Annotated in this window: 14 protein-coding genes and 1 pseudogene; 4 read left to right on the plus strand and 11 right to left on the minus strand. The window is 64.7% G+C overall.

The window, feature by feature from the left end; genetic code table 11:
* Window positions 1–15 precede the first annotated feature (15 nt).
* The gene (gene cpaB / locus F6X62_RS15625; protein WP_153774072.1) at window positions 16–963 is read right to left on the minus strand and encodes a Flp pilus assembly protein CpaB; all 948 of its coding nucleotides are present in this window, start codon (window positions 961–963) and stop codon (window positions 16–18) included.
* Between the two features lie 283 nt (window positions 964–1,246).
* Between cpaB and F6X62_RS15630 the strand changes: the two genes are divergently transcribed.
* Together F6X62_RS15630 and F6X62_RS15635 are read left to right on the plus strand one after the other, a co-directional pair.
* On the plus strand, window positions 1,247–1,423 hold the full coding sequence (locus F6X62_RS15630; RefSeq protein WP_063546282.1) for a Flp family type IVb pilin: 177 nt from the start codon (window positions 1,247–1,249) through the stop codon (window positions 1,421–1,423).
* Window positions 1,424–1,471: 48 nt separating this feature from the next.
* A complete protein-coding gene (locus F6X62_RS15635) occupies window positions 1,472–1,882 on the plus strand; it encodes a response regulator (protein ID WP_054894187.1) in 411 nt (136 codons plus the stop codon).
* Between the two features lie 10 nt (window positions 1,883–1,892).
* Here the strand turns inward: F6X62_RS15635 and F6X62_RS15640 are convergent.
* From F6X62_RS15640 to pbpC, 5 genes and pseudogenes are all read right to left on the minus strand, one after another.
* Window positions 1,893–2,467 (minus strand): annotated as a pseudogene (locus F6X62_RS15640) (PIN domain-containing protein).
* Window positions 2,467–2,925, minus strand: coding sequence for a helix-turn-helix domain-containing protein (locus tag F6X62_RS15645; RefSeq protein WP_153774073.1), 459 nt, complete (start codon window positions 2,923–2,925; stop codon window positions 2,467–2,469). The pseudogene F6X62_RS15640 and the gene F6X62_RS15645 overlap by 1 nt, the downstream one beginning before the upstream one ends.
* A gap of 176 nt (window positions 2,926–3,101) precedes the next feature.
* Complete coding sequence (locus tag F6X62_RS15650; protein ID WP_153774074.1) at window positions 3,102–4,772, minus strand: ShlB/FhaC/HecB family hemolysin secretion/activation protein; 1,671 nt, start codon at window positions 4,770–4,772, stop codon at window positions 3,102–3,104.
* Between the two features lie 136 nt (window positions 4,773–4,908).
* On the minus strand, window positions 4,909–6,492 hold the full coding sequence (locus tag F6X62_RS15655; protein ID WP_153774075.1) for a collagen-like triple helix repeat-containing protein: 1,584 nt from the start codon (window positions 6,490–6,492) through the stop codon (window positions 4,909–4,911).
* 252 nt (window positions 6,493–6,744) lie between these two features.
* Complete coding sequence (gene pbpC, locus F6X62_RS15660) at window positions 6,745–9,105, minus strand: peptidoglycan glycosyltransferase PbpC (RefSeq protein WP_153774076.1); 2,361 nt, start codon at window positions 9,103–9,105, stop codon at window positions 6,745–6,747.
* Between the two features lie 59 nt (window positions 9,106–9,164).
* Here pbpC and F6X62_RS15665 point away from each other — a divergent pair, with 59 nt between their 5' ends.
* Entirely contained in the window at window positions 9,165–9,458 is a 294-nt protein-coding gene (locus F6X62_RS15665; RefSeq protein WP_054894193.1) for a hypothetical protein, read from the plus strand.
* Window positions 9,459–9,516: 58 nt separating this feature from the next.
* Here F6X62_RS15665 and F6X62_RS15670 read toward each other — a convergent pair whose 3' ends face one another.
* The gene (locus F6X62_RS15670) at window positions 9,517–14,418 is read right to left on the minus strand and encodes an alpha-2-macroglobulin (protein WP_153774077.1); all 4,902 of its coding nucleotides are present in this window, start codon (window positions 14,416–14,418) and stop codon (window positions 9,517–9,519) included.
* A 204-nt stretch (window positions 14,419–14,622) separates the two neighbouring features.
* Here F6X62_RS15670 and F6X62_RS15675 point away from each other — a divergent pair, with 204 nt between their 5' ends.
* Window positions 14,623–15,960 (plus strand): MATE family efflux transporter, encoded by a 1,338-nt coding sequence (locus F6X62_RS15675; protein ID WP_153774078.1) that lies wholly within the window; start codon window positions 14,623–14,625, stop codon window positions 15,958–15,960.
* Window positions 15,961–16,002: 42 nt separating this feature from the next.
* On the opposite strand, the gene speA is transcribed toward F6X62_RS15675, so the two are convergent.
* The 4 genes from speA to F6X62_RS15695 all read right to left on the minus strand — a co-directional run bounded on the left by speA (window position 16,003) and on the right by F6X62_RS15695 (window position 20,248).
* Window positions 16,003–17,916 carry an arginine decarboxylase gene (gene speA / locus F6X62_RS15680; RefSeq protein WP_153774079.1) on the minus strand — a complete coding sequence of 638 codons (1,914 nt, stop codon included), beginning with the start codon at window positions 17,914–17,916 and terminating at the stop codon, window positions 16,003–16,005.
* 153 nt (window positions 17,917–18,069) lie between these two features.
* The gene (locus tag F6X62_RS15685; RefSeq protein WP_054894197.1) at window positions 18,070–18,441 is read right to left on the minus strand and encodes a translation initiation factor Sui1; all 372 of its coding nucleotides are present in this window, start codon (window positions 18,439–18,441) and stop codon (window positions 18,070–18,072) included.
* 209 nt (window positions 18,442–18,650) lie between these two features.
* Window positions 18,651–19,184: an NUDIX hydrolase gene (locus F6X62_RS15690; RefSeq protein ID WP_153774080.1), complete on the minus strand. Its 534-nt coding sequence runs from the start codon at window positions 19,182–19,184 to the stop codon at window positions 18,651–18,653.
* Entirely contained in the window at window positions 19,181–20,248 is a 1,068-nt protein-coding gene (locus tag F6X62_RS15695) for a DUF2333 family protein (RefSeq protein WP_054894199.1), read from the minus strand. The genes F6X62_RS15690 and F6X62_RS15695 overlap by 4 nt, the downstream gene beginning before the upstream one ends.
* Window positions 20,249–20,477: the final 229 nt, after the last annotated feature.

Below are 20,477 nucleotides of genomic sequence, written 5' to 3' on the forward strand. Positions count from 1 at the left end.
TGCATCCTTGCCTGGTCAGGGAGTCTTGTCGGTGTCGGCAGCCTTGGCGCCACGAATGATCTGCATGCTGGGCGCAGCGTTGGCGGGAGCAGCGCTGGCCACGGGAGACTGGGACAACTGGCTGAAGCGATAGAGCTCGCGTCCGGCACTCTCGACCTGCGGTCGCGCCTCAGGTTCGGCCCAGTAACGGGCCAGGCGCTGTTCATCGGCGCTGCGTACGGCCAGGCGCAGGGTGCCGGCCTGGGCAGCGAGCATCAGCCGGCTGGCCAGGGCTTCGGGTACGGCCAAGGTGACGGTGCGGGTAGCGCCGACGCTGCCTTGGCTCCCGTGCTGTTCGCGCCGGGCCTGTTCCTCCTCGACGGTTTGCGCCGGCCGGCCATCGTTGGCCAGCCCCATCTGCTCGCCGACACTCAGCACGCGCAGGGCCGGCAGCACCACCTGGGCTGAAGACTGCGGGTTGTTGTTCTCCTCGCGCAGAAACAGCAACACATCCACGTAGTCGCCTGGGCGCAGCAGTCCGGCCGCCCCCACCACATCGTCGACGCCCACGGCCACCGCGCGCTCGTGGGCACGAATCATCCGCGACAGTGGCCCGCCCGCCTGAAAGCTCGCCTCGTCCAGCCAACTGCCCGCCGACAGCGCACGCGCGCTGGAGCGACCGAGCACCTGGTCGATGTGCTGGAACGCACCGGCAGGCACCACTTGCAGGCGCTCTAGCAACACATCGTCCTCGGTCAGGGGCGTGTTCGCCGGGAGCGCCCTGCGCAACACAACGATGGATGAACGTGCCGGTTCGGGCGGTTGGGGAGGTGGCGCAATCACTTCGGCAGGCGCTTCGGCGACTGTGGGAGCAGGACTGACGGGGGGAGTGACCGGACGGCTGAGCACCAGCCCCCAGTAACCTGCGAGCACTGCGCCGAGAAGAAACAGGACAGCCAGGACCATGGTCAAGCGACTGCTCATCTCCGCCTCCCTGCGCCATTAGATTGATGGCAAAACGTAACTATTTCGCTATTGAACGGTAGCGCAGACCTCACCGTTCGCCATGAGCGGAAACGGGATTTTTTCGTCTGGCACGCGGACATGCAGGGAAAACAGGTACTTAGAAAAAGCCTTGGCTTCCAATACTTTAGAGTTAATGCCTTTTTACATTTGCAGGCTTCGCCAGCTTGGCAATTCTATGATGGCAAATGGACGTTACTTAGCCACGTCCTTACCCCGCGCCGTCGGCGCAAGGAGATGTGCCATGCAACTGCAACGGATCCTTCAGCACTGCAAGAACTTCATCACCCGCAAGGACGGCGCGTCCGGTATCGAATACGCGCTGATCGCCGCAATGGTCGCGGTGGTGCTGGTGCCATTCGTACCGACGATCTCCGGCAAGATCACCACGATGTTCAGCGCCATCTCCGGGGCGCTATGACCTTGACCAGCACGCCGCAGCATAACGCCAGGCGAACAGGAGCCAAGCATGCCGAACTCTTCCTCGCGCCAGCAAATTCTTTTGGTGGACGACGAGGAAGAGGCACTGCAGGAGCTGGCTGAACTGCTGGAAAACGAAGGTTTCAAGTGCCACACCGCCAACTCGGTGAAGACAGCCCTGCAACAGCTCACCCGCTACCCTGATGTGGCCCTGGTGATCACCGACCTGCGCATGCCCGAAGAAAGCGGCATCGGCCTGATCAAGCGCCTGCGCGACCACACCGCCCGCCAGCATCTGCCGGTGATCGTCATGTCCGGCCATGCCGATATGGACGACGTCAGCGACCTGCTGCGCCTGCATGTGCTCGACCTGTTTCGCAAACCGATCTACCACGCCCGCTTGCTGGAGACACTCGACAATCTGTTTCCCAAGTCGGTGATGCAGGTGGTGGGGCGGTAGGCCAATGCGTTCAGATCAACAAGGCGAAGTCGCGCAAAACTCCTGCCCTCTGTGGTAGGCCTTGCCTCGAATAGCACTCCAGCAGGGCTTCGGCGGTGTAAGGCATACGAACCAAGCTGCGCCGCATTTCAGCCACAGCCTCCAGAACAGCAGCCTGATCGAGGTCCCACAAGTCCATGATGAATTCGTCAGGGTGCTGTGCCTCTACACCGAAACAGCGCAATGCGGATGGGGGAAAGTCTTTCAGGTTGAACGTCACGATGACTTCCGCGTTGCTTCTGATCGCGGCGGCAAGAACATGTACGTCATCGGGGTCGGGCAGATTCAGAGCCGGGTACAAGGATTCATGACCGACAACCAGTGCATCGGGAATCGCCGCTTCCATCAGTGTGGAAATACGGTCCAATTGCCCCCGGGTAAGATCCCGCCGTTTCAGCAACAGATTCCTTTTCCATTCATCATCGATCTGGGCGCTCCATCTGGCTCTGTAAAGGCCTTGCCAGCGAGCCTGACCAGCAAGTCGCGCAAAGGGGCGGGATAAAGAACGCATGCGTCGTAAATCGTGGTGAACGGTGAGTGACGCATCAATACCCCAGGTCAAGCTCTTCCGATAGCGCGGTCAAGTCGTCCATCGCCTTGCGGCTGGCCTGATCCCGCTGCTGTTTGTAGGTCATCAGGTCAGAGAAGAGAACACGACGATGTCGACCCGCCTTGTGATGGGGCAAGGCTCCTTCCTCGAGCAGTTTCACCAGATGAGGGCGCGAAACACTCAGCAGATCCGCAGCCTCCTGCGTGGTCAGCTCCGCGTGGACCGGCACTACCCGCACAGAGTTGCCCCGTGCCAACTCTCCCAGTATGTCCAGGAGCAACCGCAGCGCACTGGTTGGCAGCTCGACGGCATGCGCCTTGTTATCGGCGTCGTAGATCTCGATGCGCTGCATGTCAGCCTGGGTGCATAGCACGGCTGCCAGGTCTCGTTGCCCCTGCACAGCGGCTGCTACTTCACGGGCCTCGGGAAACTCGGTACGGATAGGCACAGTCATGAACTTTCTCGCTGAAGACTTCTGTTCACTTCAACATATTCGAAATAAGAAAAATCAAGTATCACCAACTTCCCTTCCCTGACGTCCTCGCAAAGACTAGACAGGCCCCCCATGAGCGGCAATCAGACGCTATTCGACAGATCAGGTCAGACAGTTCCTAGGAAGATCCATCCTCCCTACAGTTGATAACTGAAGCTCACCGTGAACCGCGGCCGCCGGTTCAGACTGTCCAGGGCGATGTCCGACATGGGCTTGGCTACCTCCAGCGCGATGTTGTAATAGCGCGCATCGCCAAACCGCAGCCCTACCGCCGCCGACGACATCTTCGCCTTCTGCACCTCCAGTTCGTTGAACCAGGCCCGCGCGGTATCGAGCACCACATAGGGCTGCAGCACCTTCAGCCACTGGCCTTGGCGCTGGATGCTGTAGTTCAGCTCGTAGGCCAGGCCCCAACCCTTGTCGCCGGAGGCCTGGTCGCTGGGGTAGCCACGACCGAAGTTCTGCCCGCCGAACACCGCCCGTTCGCTGTCGGGCAAACTGTCGTTGCTCCAGTAACCGGCAGCGGACACGACCCCTTGCCAGTGTTCGAGGAAATTGTCGCTCTGCACCCCGGACAGGCGCAGGCGCAGGAAGTCCAGGTCGTAGCCTGCATTGGTGCGTGCGCCAAAATGGTCGAGGCCCTGGTAGACCCCGGCGCTGAGGATGCGCAGGCGCTTGGCCTCGGCCTTGCGCCAATCACCCTCGAACGACAGCGCGCGAATGTCGGTGTGGCTGTCGAGCTTCAGCGGGAAGCCCACGACCTGGTAGTCGATCTGGTCATTGACCGCATAGAAGCGCCCGACCACATCCAGCCATTCGGTCGGCGAGGCGATCAACGCCTGGCTGAGCCCGATCGAGTAACGCTCGTTCTCGCGGTGCTGGGTCAGGTCGATACCGTTGTCCAGGCGAATGCGTGCCTTCGGGTCGCTGCGATAGCGCGATGCCGACAACAGCAGTTGCGTACCCTCGTCATCCAGGAACTGGCTGTAGTCGACGCGGTAATAGTGTTCCTTGTCCTCGCCCGGCGGCACCAGCACGCTGGCGCTCAACTGCTCGGCGAAGCGAGTCTGGGCATTGCTGCTGGCGCCCAGCAGCGCTTGCAGGTCGTCACGGTTGCCGTCGCTGAGGTTGAGCGTGGTGGTGAAGGGCTTGCGCGAAGCCTGGGCAATCAGGCGCGTGGCACCGTCGGTGGTGCCCGGTGGCGGCACCTGGGCCTGGAAGGTGACACCGGGGATACGGCTGATCAGGCTGGTGTAGCGCTCGAAGGTCTTGCGCGTCAGCGGCCGTTCGGCCTTGAGCTTGTTCACCAGACGCTCGACATAACCCGATGCGGAGCCGATATCGCCCTGAACCTCGTAGTCGCGGATATAACCTTCCACCAGCACCACCCGCACGCGGCCATCGGCGAAGTCTTGCGGCGGAAGATAGGCGTAGGACAACAGGTAGCCGTCCTGCTGGTAGCGCTGGGTCAGGCGTCGGGTGACCTCGATCAGTTCAGCGAGGGTCACGCTGCGATTGAGTATCGGTTGGTAATGCTCGCGCAGATCTGCCAAGGGGTAGACGGTCCCGCCCTCGAAGCGCACCTTGCGCACCAGGACCTGGGTGTTCATCTGCAATGGCGTTTGTTGGGGTGCCGCTGGTGCCGGTACATTCAGCCCAGGCTTGCCCGGACGGTAGGCGTCCACCGGTAGATTCGGCGTGGGCAGGCGGCGTTCGGTTTCGTTGCTGTTGAGAAAACTCGGCAGGGGTTCGGCGCGGGCCACGCAGGCCCAGGACAGCGCCAGCATCGTCACCAGCAGTGGACGCATTCGGACACTCCATGATCCTGTGGAACCAGGGGCGCCCGGCAGGGACGCCCTTGTCAATGCAAGCGTAGGTGCTGAGCGAGCCGTCGTCTAACCGAGCGCCCGGCGGATCAGCGAAAAAGATCCGCCGGGCACTTTATCAACGCTGCACGCCGCCCAAGGCACCGGTCACACCGCCCAGTACGCCGCCGAGCCCGCCACCCTGGCCACCGCTGCCATTGACCAGCGTGCCAGCCTGGCCAACGGTGCCACCGACTGCACTGACCGTCGCCCCCACCTGGCTGACTACCGGGTTGCCAGTGGCCGCGCCAAGCTGGCTGCCTGCACTGGCCACCGCACCGCCTACCTGATTGAGCAACCCGGCGACCGGCGCACCGACGCCCGTCGCAGCACCAACCTGCTGGGTCACACTGGCCACGCCACTGACGACCGGCGTCACACCGGCGCTCACCTGTTGCGTCACCGCTGCCACCGGAGCACCTGCTGCCGTATTGGTGACGCCATTGCCACCGAGCACCGTGCCGAGCGCAGCGACGGTGTTGCCAACCTGACCCGTGCTGCCACCCACCGACGCTACCGCCGGATTACCAGTGCCCGCCGCCAGCCCGCTGCCAGCGCCAGCAACCACGCCGCCCACGGTTTCCAGCAGGCCAGTGCGTGCGCCGCCGGTTGTCGGGGCCAGGCCGCTGGTGGTGCTGACGGTGCTACCCACATTGCTCACCACTTGCCCGAGCGTACTGGTCAATGGATTGCCGTTGCCGGTACCTGCAACCTGTTGCCCGGCCTGGTCGAGCGCCCCGCCGACCTGGTTGAGGGTCTGGTTCAGCGGGCCAGCGAGCCCGGTTTGCCGGGTGACATTGGCAGTGGTGTTTTCCACCAGCGACACCACCGGCACCAACGCATTGCTTACCCCCTGCGTGGCGCCCGCCAGCGGGCCGCTGGTACCGACAGGGGTCAGCGTGTTGCCCAGCATGGTGACCGCCTGACCGACACGGTCGACGCCTTGCCCGGCGCCTGCCACCACTTGGTTGACCAATGGAACCTGCTCGACCGGTGAGCTCGTTGCGAGCGCCCCTATGCCCTGTCCCAGGCCGGATACGCCGGTCCCGAGGTTGGAAGTGGCTGCCCCCACCACGCCGAGTGTCGTACCAACGGCATTGTTTCCGGTGCCCAGTTGCCCAAGCCCCTCGCTCAGGCCGGAGCCGACACTACTGACTGCATCACCCGTGGACGACACCAGCGAACCGACGCCGCCGGTCAGCGAAGTGTTCCCCGCCACCGGCAGCGAGCCGATCATCTCACCCAGGTTGCTGACACCATCGCCCAGGCCGGAAACGGTATTGCCGACCTGGCCGACGACCTGACCGGTGACCAGCGGGGTCGGCGTATTACCGCCACCCGTACCACCATCACCACCGCCTGGCGTTCCGCCACCGTTACCAGGATTGGTACCACCGCCTCCCGTACCATCTCCACCACCGGTGCCACCGCCAGTGCCACCGTTGCCTGCGCCGTTGCCACCACCCGCCATACCGCCGCCATCACCACCGCTGCCGCCCGATCCGTCGGAGCCGCCGCCTGCACCTGCACCAGCGCCACCATCGGTGGACGAGCCATCAACCTCGCTGTGATGACCACCACCACCGCTGCTGCACCCGGCAAGCCCAAGGGCCATCACCAGCGCCAATGCCGTACTCGCTTTCATCCAAACCTGAGTTTTCATGGGCGACTCCCGCACTGCTTTGTTGTTGGATAGGCGCGCTGGCCAGGCTGGCCAGCGTTATGCCTTCAGTCAGCAGTGAAGCTCCGGCGGTTCGACGGCGGTAGGTCGTAAGTTGGTATTAATACGGGGGAATAAGGTGCTGACGGCGCTGGAAAGCCTATGAAATTCAGTGAGTTGTGAGGGCAGCCCGAATGGCTGGCCGAAAGGTTTAATACCATGTCATTAGTACAAGGAAGCGCTGGCTGAGAGCGGCTACTCCGCCACCTGGAACTCGACCCGTGCCGTCTCGCCGCTCTCATCCAACGCACTCAACTCGATGCGGCCTGACTGCTCGAAACGCACCAGCAGGCTGTCCTGCCCTTCGGTCTCGCCCAGCGGCTGGCCATTGAGGAACCACCAGCGCCGCCCTGCCCCACCCAGTGCCGATACGTGCAGTTGCAGTGGCTCGTGACTGGTGAGCGGCCGGCGCAAGTTGTCGCCTGCTCGCACACCGACGATCGACAGCGGCGGCGCGCTGGGCGGCACCTGCGGTGGACAGGCAGGATCGACCATCGGCAGCCGCGCACTACGCCGCTCTACCCGTGGCAGCCACGGTTCCAGAGGCGCAGGCCAGAGGGCAATTTCCAATGCTTTCGCCCCCCGACAGCTGGCATCGACCCGCAAGCCGCGCTCATTGACCCATACCGTTTCGCGCAGGCCCAACCCCAGCGGCTGGTCGGCAGCCTGCAAGGTCGGCGGCGTGGTGCCGTCGAGGGTCCAGGCAAAACGCTGGCGGCGGCATTGCGGGTCCTGACGATTCATCGGTTGTCCCAGGGGCCAGCAGATCGCTGCCACGCCGACACTGCCCGGCACGTTCTCCACGGGCACGGCAACACCGCGCTGGCTGTCGCGGTTGCTCAGCAGGTCGTGCACCTGCAGCATCAGCGGCGCTGCCGAAGCCAGGCCGAACTGGCCCGGCACCGGCGTGCCATCGGGTCTGCCTATCCAAACACCAATGATGTACCGCGGGCCGACCCCGACCGACCAGGCATCGCGAAAGCCATAGCTGGTGCCGGTCTTCCAGGCCAGTTGCGGGCGCTGCACCAGCTCGGCGTGCGGATCGCGGTCCGGACGCGCCTGGCCGCTGAGAATACGCCGCACGATCCACGCCGAACCCGGCGACAACAGGCGCCGCTCCAGCAGCGGGTCCTGGGGCTGCAGGCGGATCTTCGCGCTCTTGCCTTCACGCGCCAGCGCGGCATAGCCACCCACCAGGTCCTCCAGGCGGCTGCCCGCGCCGCCGAGAATCAGCGACAGGTTCGGCTCGGCCAGTGGCGGCAGTATCAGCGGCACCCCACCGATACGCATCTGCGCGGCAAAGCGTTTGGGCCCATAGGCCTCGAGCAACTGAACCGCTGGCAGGTTGAGCGACAACGCCAGCGCCGAACTGGCCGACACCGGCCCACTGAAGCCCATCGAGAAGTTGCCCGGACGATAGTCGCCATAGCGACGCGGCACATCCTGCAACAACGATTCGGAGTGGATCAGCCCATCGTCCAGGGCCATGCCATAGAGAAACGGCTTGAGGGTCGAGCCCGGCGAGCGCAGGGCATGCACCATGTCGACATGGCCGAAGCGGCGCTCATCGCCCAGATCGATGGAACCCAGGTAGGCACGCACGGCCATGGTCTGCGCCTCGACCACCAGGATTGCCGCCGAGGTGCGCTCGGGCAAGCGTGCACGCCAACCGAGCAGCAGGTCTTCGAGACGACGCTGCAACGATGCATCGAGCGTGGTGCGGATCAGCGTCGGGCTGTCCGCCGTGTTCAGCCGCCGAGCCAGCAGTGGCGCCAGCGCCGGCTCCTGGCGTGGGGCGAGCAACAAAGGCTCCTCGCGCGCCTCGGCAATCCGCTGCTCAGGCCACACCTGGTAGTCGGCCAGGCGTTGCAGCACCTTGTCGCGGGCACGCTGCGCACGCTCGGGATGGCGATCCGGGCGCAGGCGGCTGGGCGCCTGGGGCAGTACGGCGAGCAATGCCGCTTCGGCAGGCGTGAGGTGCTTGGGCGACTTGCCCAGGTAGGCCCAACTGGCGGCAGCGACGCCCTGCAGGGTGCCGCCGAAGGGCGCGCGATCGAGGTAGATCTGCAGGATCTCGCGCTTGGACAGGTGCCATTCAAGTTGCGCCGTACGCCACAGCTGACGCAGCTTGCCGGCCAGGGTGCGATCATGGGGGTCGAGCAAACGTGCTACCTGCATCGACAGCGTGCTGCCGCCGGACACTACGCGCCCGCCACGCAGGTTCAGCCAGGCCGCGCGAGCCAGGGCCAGCGGGTTGACCCCGGGATGGTCGTAGAACCAGCGATCTTCGTAGGTGAGCAGCGCCTCCAGATACAAAGGCGATACTTCCTCGGGGCTGACCGGATAGCGCCACACGCCATCGGCATCGGCGAAGCGCCACAGCGGCGTGCCGTCCTCGGCGAGCACCACCCGCGCCAGGTCGTCACCCGGCATCGGCAACGGCCACAGGCGATCCGCCAGCCACAGCAAGACGACGCTCGACAACACAGTAATGCCGATACCACGCAAGATCCTTGCGCTGCGCGTACGCGGGCGAACTATGCTTGCGCCTGGCATCGGGAACCGACCCCATCGAACGATGGCCAAAGGCTTGGGATGATCATCAGGAAGCAGCTATGCATGTAGAAGGGTTTTTCGAGTGGTTGGGCCAGGCGCTGGGCGCGGTGATCAAGTTCATCGTCGATATCATGAGCGGGCTGTTCAATCTGCTGGCCAATGCCGGCGGCAATTTCATCGACGGGCTGGCGCGCACCTTGGGCATGGACACCTCGCTGGTCAGCATCCTTGCGCTGATCGTCGGGCTGATGCTGCTGTACTCGGCGATCCGGGCGTTCATGCGGGCGTCGATCGTGATGGGCATCATCTGGCTGGTGCTGGGCTTGTGGGTGTTGAGCTGGATCATTCACTGACCCAAGGCCCGCCATCCATGAACCTGTGGGAGCGGAGTCACCCGCTCCCACAGTCGCATCAACGGCTACGCACCACCATCTCGCCCTGGCTATCCCCCACTGCCTGCAGGTTCGGCCGGTACATCGACTCCACCTGCGGCGGCGGAATGCGATAGCTGCCCGGCGTTACTGCGCGCGCCAGGTACAACAGGTGCGTGGTGCCGTAGCTGTCGAGCTTGAGGGCGGCCACATAACGGTCGTCGCGGTATTCCTGGTGCACCACGCTGGCGTTCTGCATCGATTCGCGCCATTGCTTGACCGCGCTACTGGCGTTGTCGAGGCTGGCCGCGCTCTGCGCCAGGTTCTGGTTTTCCAGCTCCAGGCCCGCCGGCAGCAGGTCGACCACCAGCGCATCCGGCACCTGGCTCTGGGCCTTGAGCGCCAGGTGCACCAGCACCAGGTCGCCACTGCGCAGGTTGCGCAGGTCCAGGGTCTGGCCGTTCATGCCCAGGTATTCGCGACGGATCTCCATGCCATTGCTGCTGGCCGCAGGTGCCTGGCGCGGATAACCGGACAGGGTCAGTTGCTGGTAGAGGGTCTCGCTGCCCTGGTTCTGGATGCTCAGCGGCGATGCCAGCAACGGGCCTTCGAGCTTCATGCCCGATTCGGCGTTGTTGAACTCGCGAACCTCGCCGGCGCTGTCCAGGCGCGCCTGCCAGTTGCCTTCGGGCTTGCCCAGCAGGCCACGACCGGCGAGGAACAGCGCGTTGCGCTCCTGGGTCGACAGCCAGCGGTTGGAGGCCAGTTCGTCGGACAGCGCAAACAGCCGCTGATCGACCTGGTTGCTGGCCAGGTTGTTCTCCTGCAGCAGGGCCAGGATCAGTGCCTGGTCACGCACGGCGCTGCCGTAGTCGGCCAGCCAACCCTTGCCGCGGCCGATGGAAAGACCGGCCTGCAACGCCTGCTGCGAACGCGGCTTGTCGCCCATCTTGTCCAGTGCCACCGCCAGTTGCACCAGCGGCAGGCCGGAGCGGGCGTCGCTGCGGCGCTCGAACAGGCTGCGCAGCGCACCCAGCGGCGCCTGCTGGCTGCGGGCGAGCACCAGGGCGGCGTAGGCCTGCACGGCGAAGCGGGTGTGCTCGGCGTCCTGGCTGTAGTCGACCTCGATCAGGTTGCGTTCCTGCAGGTAGCGCAGCAGCCGCTCGTTGGCCTTCTTCAAGGCATCGGCAGGCACGCCGTAGCCTTGCTCACGCGCACGCAGGAGGAAGTCGGTGACGTAGGCGGTCAACCAGTACTCTTCCTCGCTGTCCGAACTCCACAGGCCGAAGCTGCCGTTGTAGCGCTGCATGCCCAGCAGGTGCTCGATGCCCATTTCGATCTTGCGCTTGCGCACATCGGCCCGTTCGCCCTTGATACCCAGGCGCTTGAGGCTGTCGGCATCGGCATAGAGCGAGGGGTACAGGCCGCTGGTGGTCTGCTCAAGGCATCCGTAAGGGTAGGCTTCCAGAGCGCGGATCTGTTCGGCCAGGTTCAGCGGCGGGCGACTCGACAGCGCCAGGCTGGCTTCAAGGCCTGCCGATTCGAACTCGGCCAGCTCATTCTCTGGCAGGGTCCAAGGCTGGTCCTTCAGCGCCACGCGGTAGTGCTTGAGCATGGCCGGATACGCCGGGCGCACACCCAGGGTCCATTCGCGCTCGAAGCCAGTGGCCGTCTCGCCCGGCAACTGCAGGCCATCGACACGCACGTGTACCTTGCCCTGCCCCAGGCCACCACGGGCCTGGACCGGGATCATCAAGGTGCTGCGCTGGCCCTCGGCGAGGTTGATGTTCTGTTGGGCAGCCCCAGCGAGGTCGAGCTGCCCATCGGTCGTCACCTGCACGTTGAGCTGCTGGGCGCGGCCAGACAGGTTGGCCAGGTCCAGGGCCAGGCGGGTCTGGTCGCCACCGGCAAGGAAGCGCGGCGCCGACAGCTCGGCAATCAGAGGTGCCGCTACGACCGTCTTGCCTTCGGCCATGCCGAAGTGCTCGTCGGTCCAGGCTTGCGCCATCAGACGCAGTTCGCCGTTGAAGTCAGGAATATCGACCGTGGCCTGGCCTTCGCCTTTCTCATCGAGCGTTACCGGCAGGCTCTGCTGGGCGACGATGGTGACCGTGGTGTTCGGGCGCTTGCCGCCCTTGGCCATGGCGGCGTCGCCACCGAAGGCCAAGCTCGCCAGACGCCCCTGGCCGGCTTCGATCAGTTGGCCGTAGATGTCCAACTGGTCGGCGCCGTAGGCCTTGCGGCCGAACAGGCTGGCAAAGGGGTCGGGGGTCTTGAAGTCGGTGATGTTGAGGATGCCCACATCCACCGCAGACAACAGCACATGCACCTGTTTCGGCACGCTGCCATCGGCATTGACGGCCTTGAGCTTGACGGTCAGGGGCTGCTTGGGACGCATCTTCTCCGGCGCCTGCAGGCTGACCGCGAGCTTGCGCTCGGCACGGTCCAGCGGCAGGTGAAGCACACCGACGGCACGCTTGGGCGTGGCATTGACCTTGCGCTCGCCCGGACGAATCACCAGGGCGCTGATATAGAGGTCGTGACGGGCCCATTTCTTGTCCAGCTCGACCTCGAAGGTCTTGCCCTCGGCAGGTACGTCGATTTCCTGCCACCACAGCGGGCCGTCGCTCGACTCGATCATCAGGTAGCCGCTGCCTGCGGCAGGCGGCGTGACGGTGACCTTGGCGGTAGCACCGTCGGCGTAGGACGGTTTGTCCAGTGCCAGCTTGACCTGGTCCGGGCGTACCGCGCCGCCTTCGGCGTTGTCCTGGGCGCGGTAGCCGGCCCAGAAGCGCTCGCTGGATACCAGCCCAGTCTCGGGGTCTTCGACCTCGACGCGGTATGGGCCCCATTCCACGGGGAAGGTCAGCTTGGCGGTGGAACCGGCCTTGATGCTGATGGTTTCTTCGCTCTGGGTGAGGAATTTCTCGTTGTAGTTGTAGCTCCAGCCATCGCTCTGCGAGTAGTTCCAGTAGTAGTCGCGCCGCTCACGGATCAACCGCACCTTGAGGTCGTCGGCGGCGAGCTTGTTGCCGTCGCGATCGGCGACCAGCACCTCGAACTGCACCGGGGCATCGCTGTCGGTCTCTTCGCCATCGAACAGGCCGCGCAGGCCCGGCAAGCGATCGGCCGGCCAGATCGGCTGCTCCAGGCGACGGGTGATCGGTCGACCGCCAGACTCCTGCAGGCTGGCCTGCACAGTCAGTTGCAGCGGCGAGCGGGCCTCGGCCCAGCGGCTCTCGATATCGACAGTGGCCTTGCCGGCCTGGTCGAGGGTGACTTCATCGAGTTCCAGGTCCTGGGTCAGCTCGCTCTCGGTGACCGAGCCGAACTGATAACCCGGCAGCGCCGGCACGGCTTCACGCAGCGGGCGGATGTAGGCCTGGCCGCTCAGGCGGTTGCCGGCGGCAGGCGCGCCATAGAGGTAGCGACCATTGACCTGGATGCGCGCGGTTTCTTCGGGGCTGAGCGGTGTCTTGCTGCCCTTGAGCTCCAGCGCCAGGCGCTCGGGCAGGAAATCTTCGACGAGGAACTCGTAAACCTGCTTGCGGCCGCCGCCCAGGTCGAGCAGCAGCTGCCAACGCCCGGTGGGCGCTTCGCTGGCCAGTTGCAACTGGTACTGGAACAAGCCGTTCTGGTCAGCCTCCCAGACGAACTTGCGGCTGACCTGCTCATCGGGGCGACGCACTTCGACCGTCACTGGCTGGGCCTTGACCGGCTTGCCGTCCTGGTCGCGCAGCAAGCCGTTGAGCAGCACGGTTTCGCCGGGGCGATACAGGTCGCGCGGGCCAAAGATGAAGAACTGCAGCGGGTTGGCCTGGGGGCCGGTGATGTCGAACTCGGCCAGGTCCAGTGCGGCGGTGTTCAGGCGCAGCAGCGTGGTGTGCACGCCCTGGGTGGCGATCAGGGTGTCGGCCTTGGCCGTGATCGGCAACTCGGCATGGCCCTTGCCATCGGTCTTGGCCTGGGCCAGCAGCTTGCCCTTGTCGTCGTGCAGTTCAAGGGTTACGTCACTCAGGGCCGTGCCGCCCTCGAGGGCCTGGGCGAACACGTCGAGGCGGTCGCGGTAGCGGTGGGCGGACACGCCGATATCACTGAGGGTGAACAGGGTCGCCGGTTGCGAATAGTCGTAGGTCCCGGAGGCGCGCATCACCGCCAGGTAGACGCCCGGCTCCTGCAACGGCTTGATCCCGGCGATCGGCAGCAGCACGGTTTCGCGGGTGTTGCGTGCAGGGTTCAGGTCGAAGCGGCCGCTGTAGACCAGCTCGGCCATGTCCAGGGTTTCCTTGGACTGGTAGTAGTACAGGCTGCTGTTACGGCCCCAGTTGACCAGGAAGGTCGAGAGCATTTCCGGTTTGACCCGGAAGAACTCGACATCGACCTTGTCGACGTTCAGGGCGATCACCGGCAAACCTTCGGCCAGGCGGGTGGGCAACAAAGAGCCACGGCTGGCAAAGCCGATGGTCGGCTGCATGTCGCGGGTTTCCAGGCGGCTGACCGACTCGCCCTGAAGCGTCTTGCCGTTGACCGCGAGCAGGCCCTTGTCGACGGTCAGCACCAGCTTGCGCTGCGGCTCGAGGTGGCGCAGGCGCAGTTCCATCTGGTTGTCGGACAGTTCCCAGGCGCCGTCGAGCTTGCCCTTGACGGTATCGACCAGGTGCACCTTGGCGGCGAAGTCCTGATTGGCATCGAGGGGTACCGAGAAGCTGATCGACAGGGTACTGGCACCGTCGAGCTGGACCTCCGAGACGTCCAGCACGTCGAGCTCACGGTCGGCGTAGCGCTTGGCGAGCGCTGCCGGGTCCTCGCGCTTGGCGGGCTTGGCTTCGGCTGGCGCGCTGGCCGCCGGCTTTTCCGCCGGCGCGGGGGCGTCCTTGGAGGAGGAATCACAGGCACTGAGCAGGGCCAGCGCGCAGGCCAGCAACAATCCTTTGTTGAACATGGGAGAGAGGACTCTTCGGCAGCAGGGTGGTGAGGGCAGGAACTATAGCGCAACGTACGGCAGGCTACCTGCGCTGCAGTGGCAAATGAGACCGCGTTCGCACGGATTGGTTGCCTGGCCGGTACAATGGCCACCAGCCGAAAACCGGGGCCGCCATGCGCCCCTTCGCGGGCAAGCCCGCTCCCACAGGATAAGCACTCCCGCATGCCCTCACTGCTCACCGACTGGCACCACCGCCTCACCCACCGCAAGGTCTGGGCCCTGGCCGCGCCGATGATCCTTTCGAACATCTCGGTGCCGCTGGTGGCACTGGTCGACAGCACGGTCATCGGCCATCTGCCCCACGCCCACCAGCTCGGTGCCGTCGCCGTCGGCGCCACACTGTTCACCTTCATGGTCGGCCTGATGGGGTTCCTGCGCATGGGTTCGACCGGCTTTGCCGCCCAGGCCGCCGGCCGCGCCGACGGCGCCGCGCTGCGCCAGGTGCTTGTACAAGGGTTGCTGCTGGCGCTGGCGTTCGCCGCACTGATCGGCCTGCTTGCCCTGCCGTTCAGCCAGTTTGCGCTGCACATGATTCAACCCGGCGAAGCGCTGCACAGCGCCACCGAAGACTTCTTCCATACCCGCCTGCTCGGGCTGCCAGCGGCACTGGCCAGCTATGCCCTGGTCGGCTGGTTCCTCGGCACCCAGAACGCCCGCGCACCGCTGGCGATCCTGCTGACCACCAACCTGCTGAACATCGTCCTCAACCTGTGGTTCGTGCTCGGACTGGACTGGGGCGTACTCGGTTCGGCGCGGGCCTCGGTGATCGCCGAATGGAGCGCGGCGCTGCTGGGCCTTGCCTTGACCCGCCCGGCGCTGCGCGCCTATCCGGGACGCATCGCCTGGGCCGCGCTGAAACGCTGGCAGGCCTGGCGCCCGCTACTGGCGGTCAACCGCGATATCTTTCTGCGCAGCCTGGCCTTGCAGTTGGTGTTCCTGCTGATCACCGTGCAGGGCGCGCGCCTGGGCGAGGCGACGGTCGCGGCCAACGCGCTGCTGCTCAATGGCCTGCTGCTGACTGCCTATGCCCTGGACGGCCTGGCGCATGCGGTCGAGGCCCTGTGCGGCCACGCCATCGGCGCACGTGAGCGCGACACCCTGCGCCGCTCGCTGGTGGTCGCCTGTGGCTGGTCGCTGATCGTCAGCCTGGTCTTTGCCGGGCTGTTTCTGCTGGGTGGGCACCTGTTCATCGACTTGCAGACCGATATCCAAAGCGTGCGTGACGCGGCCTACCCCTACCTGCCTTACCTGGCGCTGCTGCCATTGGTAGCGGTGTGGAGCTATCTGCTGGATGGCCTGTTCATCGGTGCGACGCGTGCCCGCGAAATGCGCAACGCGATGCTGGTATCGGTGGCGATCGCATTGCCGCTGGCATTCGCCCTGCGAGGGTTCGGCAACCATGGACTGTGGCTGGCGTTTCTCGGATTCATGGGATTGCGCGCGGTGACGCTGGGGTGGGTGGGGTGGCGGTTGCAACAGCGGGCAGCATGGATCGGTTGAAGCAGGGCCGCTCCTGCAAACCTTGCAGGAGCGGCCCGCCGATCACGACGACAGGTACGAAGAGCGGGTCAGGCCCAGACGCAGCGCATCCAGGAACTGGGTCCGCTCCCGGGCGCTGATCTTGGCGCTGGCGACCTTGTCGCGGTAGTGAGTCATCAACTCCTCCGGCGACAGGTGCACGTAGCGCAGCATGTCCTCGATGGTGTCGTGGGTCTCGATGCCGGCGTGGTACACGCTGCCGTCGGCGTTCTGGTAGATGTTCACCGAGTCGGTGTCACCGAACAGGTTGTGCATGTCGCCGAGAATCTCCTGGTAGGCGCCGACCAGGAACACACCCAGCAGGTAGTCCTCGCCTTCGCGCACCGCATGCACCGGCATGCTGGTTTCGATGCTCTGCTCGTCGACGTACTGGTTGATCTTGCCATCGGAGTCGCAGGTCAGGTCCTGCAGCACCGCGCGGCGCATGGGCTCTTCGTCCAGGCGGTGCAGCGGGATGATCGGCAGTACCTGGCCGATGGCCCAGGTGTCCGGCAGGCTCTGGAACACCGAGAAGTTGCAGATGTACTTGTCGGCCAGCTTGTCGTTGAGCTCGTCCAGCACCTGACGGTGCGAACGCTGGCGAGCCTTGAGCGAGTTGTGCAGGCGACGGCACACAGCGAAGTAGCATTGCTCGGCCAGGGCTTTTTCGGAGAGGCTGATCTTGCCGTCGGCATACTGCGCGGCCACGTCACCCATGTAGTGGGTGGCGCGCCAGTAGGTCTCGGTGACCATCTCGATGTCGGTCGGGCCGAGCAAGTCGGCCAGCCACTGCACGGTCTCGGGCAGCGCCTCCTTGTTCTCGATGGTCGGCACTTCGTCGTTGTGGCTTTCGACGTCGGTGACCTGGATCACCAGCATGGCGTGGTGTGCGGTCAGCGAGCGGCCGCTCTCCGAGAAGATGTGCGGGTGCGGCAAGCCCTGGGCGTCGCAGAACTCCTTGAGCATCCCCACCACCACGCCGGCATAGTCATCCATGTCGTAGTTGATCGAGCTGGCGTTGCGCGAGTGGGTACCGTCGTAGTCAACGCCCAGCCCGCCACCGACGTCGATGTGATCGACCGGCAGGCCCAGGCCACGCAGCTCGCCGTAATAGCGGATGGCTTCCTTGAAGCCGTGCTGGTAGTCGGCCAGGTTGGCGATCTGCGAGCCCATATGGAAGTGCAGCAGGCGGATGCCCTGGTCGAGCCCGGCATCACGGAAGCGGCTGACCACCGACAGCAACTGCGCAGCCGACAGACCGAACTTGGATTTCTCGCCCCCGGTGTCGGCCCACTTGCTCGACGCCAGCGACGACAGGCGCACGCGCAGGCCGACCTGTGGCTTGACCTTGAGCTCGGCGGCCTCCTCGATCACCAGGGCGACCTCGGACTCCTTCTCGATGACGATGAACACGTTGTGGCCGAGCTTCTGGCCCATCAGCGCCAGGCGGATGAACTCGCGGTCCTTGTAGCCGTTGCAAACGATGGTGCCGCCCTTGGGCGCCAGCGCCAGCACGGCCAGCAGCTCGGGCTTGGAGCCGGCTTCGAGGCCGATCGAGACGTTTTGCGTGGCGATGATGTTCTCGACCACCGCTTCCTGCTGGTTGACCTTGATCGGATAAAGGGCCGTGTACTGGCTCTGGTACTCCAGGCGTGCGATGTTGGCGTCGAAGGCACCGGTCAGTTGGCGTACGCGGTCCTGCAGGATGTCCGGGAAGCGGACCAGCAGGGGCAGCGACAGGCCACTCTGGCGCAACTCGTCGACCTGCTCGAAGAGATCGATCGGCGCGCTGTCGGGGCCGTTAGGGCGTACTTCGACACGCCCGGCTTCATTGATGGCGAAATAACCAGCGCCCCAATGGCGGATACCATAAACACTGCGGCTGTCGGCCACGGTCCATTGGCTGCCATCGTCCTTGCGTGTGCGTCGTACGGACATTCAAGTCCCCTATAGATAAGTCAAGACACTGCCCCGCGATGGGTGCGGGCGCAGTGTAGAAGCTGAAAATGACGATTCGTCCGTCTTCGGGGGTAGACCCCGGCAACGGAAACGAGTTTAGAAAGCACTGGGCAAAAAATCCTGCGGGCTGGCTCAGCCGCCGGACTTCTTCGCCTTGAAGCCCTGCTTGATCAGTTCGGCGAGCAACAGCTCGACGTGATCACCCTGGATCTCGATGACGCCGTCTTTGAGGGCGCCACCGGTACCGCATCGACGCTTGAGCGTGCTGGCGAGATCCTTGAGCTGCTCGAGCGGCAGCGGGACGCCGGTAATGGTAGTGACGGTCTTGCCGCCACGCCCTTTGCTTTCACGACGTACCCGGGCGATGCCATCGCCTTCGGGGATGAGTTGCTGCTTGCAGACACACGCGTCCACCGGCTTGCTGCAGTCGGGGCAGTGCCGACCAGCGTCGGTGGAAAACACGAGACCGCCGAGGGCGGAGAAGGAAGAAGCTTTCTTGGCCACTTTTGTTCCTCTTGCTGAGGACAAAAACTGGTCGGACCACAGGGGGACTGGACCGACCGCGAAGCCCCACTCTGGCAGGGGCGGCGCTACTGTCGCAGGTGTTGCGACAGCCCGAAAAGGGCGCGCAGTGTAACGATAAATCCTTGGCTTGCTAAGTACTGGATTGCGGCATTTTGCGAATGTTTTGCGACGTGGGGGAGCGCCGGCTGCTACAGGCTCGCCTTGTAGCGCTGCAACGCCGCCAGCGAGTCCGGACAGAAGTCCTTCTTCCGGCTCTCGGCCTCTGCCTGCTCCACCGTGACGAAGCGCGCCTCGATGACCTCTTCAGGCTGCAACCGCAGCGGCGCATCGGATACCGCCGAGAACACCGCGCACCACAGCCGGTTGCCCGGCTGGTCGAAGTAGAACTTCTCGTGAAAGCGCAACGTCACGCCGGCAATGCCCAGTTCCTCTTCCAGCTCGCGGGCCGCAGACTCGGCGTACTCCTCGTGCGCCCCGACCATGCCACCGGCCGCCACATCCCAGTACCCGGGATACAACGCCTTGCTCAAGGTGCGCCGGTGCACGCACAGCTCGCCCTGGCTGTTGAACAGCAGAATGAAAGTGCAGCGCCCGATCAGCCCACGCTCGCGCAACTCGGCCCGCGCCAGTGCGCCCAGGTACTGGTCGTGCTCGTCCACCCAGGCCACCAGTTCGGCATCGGAGGCCGCGCGGTGCGCGACCTCGGCGGGATTGATGGTCATCCTTGCGAGAGCAACTGACGCAGGTCGATGACTGCGGCGTTGGCCCGGGAGATGTAGTTGGCCATTACCAGCGAGTGGTTGGCCCACATGCCGAAGCCACTGCCGTTGAGTACCATCGGGCTCCACAGCGGCTCCTGCGAAGCTTCCAGCTCACGAATGATCTGACGCACGCTGACGGTGGCGTTCTTCTTGGCCAGTACGTCGGCGAAGTCGACCTCGATGGCACGCAGCAGATGCGACAGCGCCCAGGCCTGGCCGCGGGCTTCGTAGAAGACGTTGTCGATCTGCAGCCATGGCGTCTCGACGATTTCCTCGTCGACCTGCGGTGCCTGGCCGGCCTGGACGGTTTCGGTCTTCAGGTTGCTGTTGAGCTTGACCCGTCCCACGCTCGCCGACAGACGCTGAGACAACGAGCCCAGACGCGTGGCAACGTCGCCCAGCCAGTTGTTCAGGTTGTCGGCGCGGGTGTAGAAGATCGCGCCCTGGTCGCCAGCGGCCAGGCGCACCTGATAGCGGTTGAGCGACTTGATACCTTCCTCGAACTCCGACTCGCTGGACGGCAGGATCCAGCTCTTGTTGTCGAAGTTGAAGCGCGGCTCGGCCTTGGCCAGGTCGGCGTCTTCGGTCGATTGCGACTGCGAGCGAGCGAAGTCCTTGCGCAGCGCACGCGACAGGTCGCGCACCTGGACCAGCACGCCATATTCCCAGCTCGGCATGTTGTCCATCCACAACCCCGGCGGGAAGCGGTCGTTGGAGATATAACCGCCCGGCTTGTCGAGCAGGGTGCCGGCAACGTTCTTGAGGGTTTCGATGGTGGTATAGCCAACCACCATCTGCTGGCCGTTACGCTCGGCCGCAGCCTGGGCGTTCTGTTGCACCGGGAACAGGTCGGGCTCTTCGCTCCAGTACCAGCCGAGGCCGATGCACACCAGCAGGTACAGGCCGATCAGAGTGCCCAGGGCGCGGCTCCAGAGGCCGCCGAGGTAGCTACGGGTGGCGGCGCCACGGCCATCGGCGCGCTCAGGGCGCTCGGCCTTGGCCTCACGGTTTTTCCAGTCCAGCATGGCGTTGTCCTTAATCAATCATGACGGTTCAGGGGCTTGGACCACAGGCCTCGGCCAGGGTGCCACGGCAAGCCCGCGTCCCAGCACTATAAAGCAGACGCCGCCATACGCATAAGCGACCAATGGGTCGGGAACTGAATAATCGGGCCTGAACGCTTTGTTGATTCACAGCACTCGCGAGCAGGAAAAGACCTGCTAGCATAGAGCCATCATTGAACCTGCACCCTAA

The sequence above is a fragment of the Pseudomonas sp. MNR3A genome, from assembly GCF_009650575.1.
GTDB classification, from domain to species: domain Bacteria; phylum Pseudomonadota; class Gammaproteobacteria; order Pseudomonadales; family Pseudomonadaceae; genus Aquipseudomonas; species Aquipseudomonas machongensis.

Bases quoted from the DNA above. Each gene is read 5' to 3' on its own strand.
- F6X62_RS15630 (WP_063546282.1), top strand. From the start codon at position 1,247: ATGCAACTGCAACGGATCCTTCAGCACTGCAAGAACTTCATCACCCGC.
- F6X62_RS15695 (WP_054894199.1), bottom strand. From the start codon at position 20,248: ATGCTGGACTGGAAAAACCGTGAGGCCAAGGCCGAGCGCCCTGAGCGC.
- F6X62_RS15635 (WP_054894187.1), top strand. From the start codon at position 1,472: ATGCCGAACTCTTCCTCGCGCCAGCAAATTCTTTTGGTGGACGACGAG.
- F6X62_RS15670 (WP_153774077.1), bottom strand. From the start codon at position 14,418: ATGTTCAACAAAGGATTGTTGCTGGCCTGCGCGCTGGCCCTGCTCAGT.
- F6X62_RS15645 (WP_153774073.1), bottom strand. From the start codon at position 2,925: ATGACTGTGCCTATCCGTACCGAGTTTCCCGAGGCCCGTGAAGTAGCA.
- F6X62_RS15690 (WP_153774080.1), bottom strand. From the start codon at position 19,184: ATGACCATCAATCCCGCCGAGGTCGCGCACCGCGCGGCCTCCGATGCC.
- F6X62_RS15655 (WP_153774075.1), bottom strand. From the start codon at position 6,492: ATGAAAACTCAGGTTTGGATGAAAGCGAGTACGGCATTGGCGCTGGTG.
- speA (WP_153774079.1), bottom strand. From the start codon at position 17,916: ATGTCCGTACGACGCACACGCAAGGACGATGGCAGCCAATGGACCGTG.
- cpaB (WP_153774072.1), bottom strand. From the start codon at position 963: ATGAGCAGTCGCTTGACCATGGTCCTGGCTGTCCTGTTTCTTCTCGGC.
- pbpC (WP_153774076.1), bottom strand. From the start codon at position 9,105: ATGCCAGGCGCAAGCATAGTTCGCCCGCGTACGCGCAGCGCAAGGATC.
- F6X62_RS15675 (WP_153774078.1), top strand. From the start codon at position 14,623: ATGCCCTCACTGCTCACCGACTGGCACCACCGCCTCACCCACCGCAAG.
- F6X62_RS15665 (WP_054894193.1), top strand. From the start codon at position 9,165: ATGCATGTAGAAGGGTTTTTCGAGTGGTTGGGCCAGGCGCTGGGCGCG.
- F6X62_RS15650 (WP_153774074.1), bottom strand. From the start codon at position 4,772: ATGCGTCCACTGCTGGTGACGATGCTGGCGCTGTCCTGGGCCTGCGTG.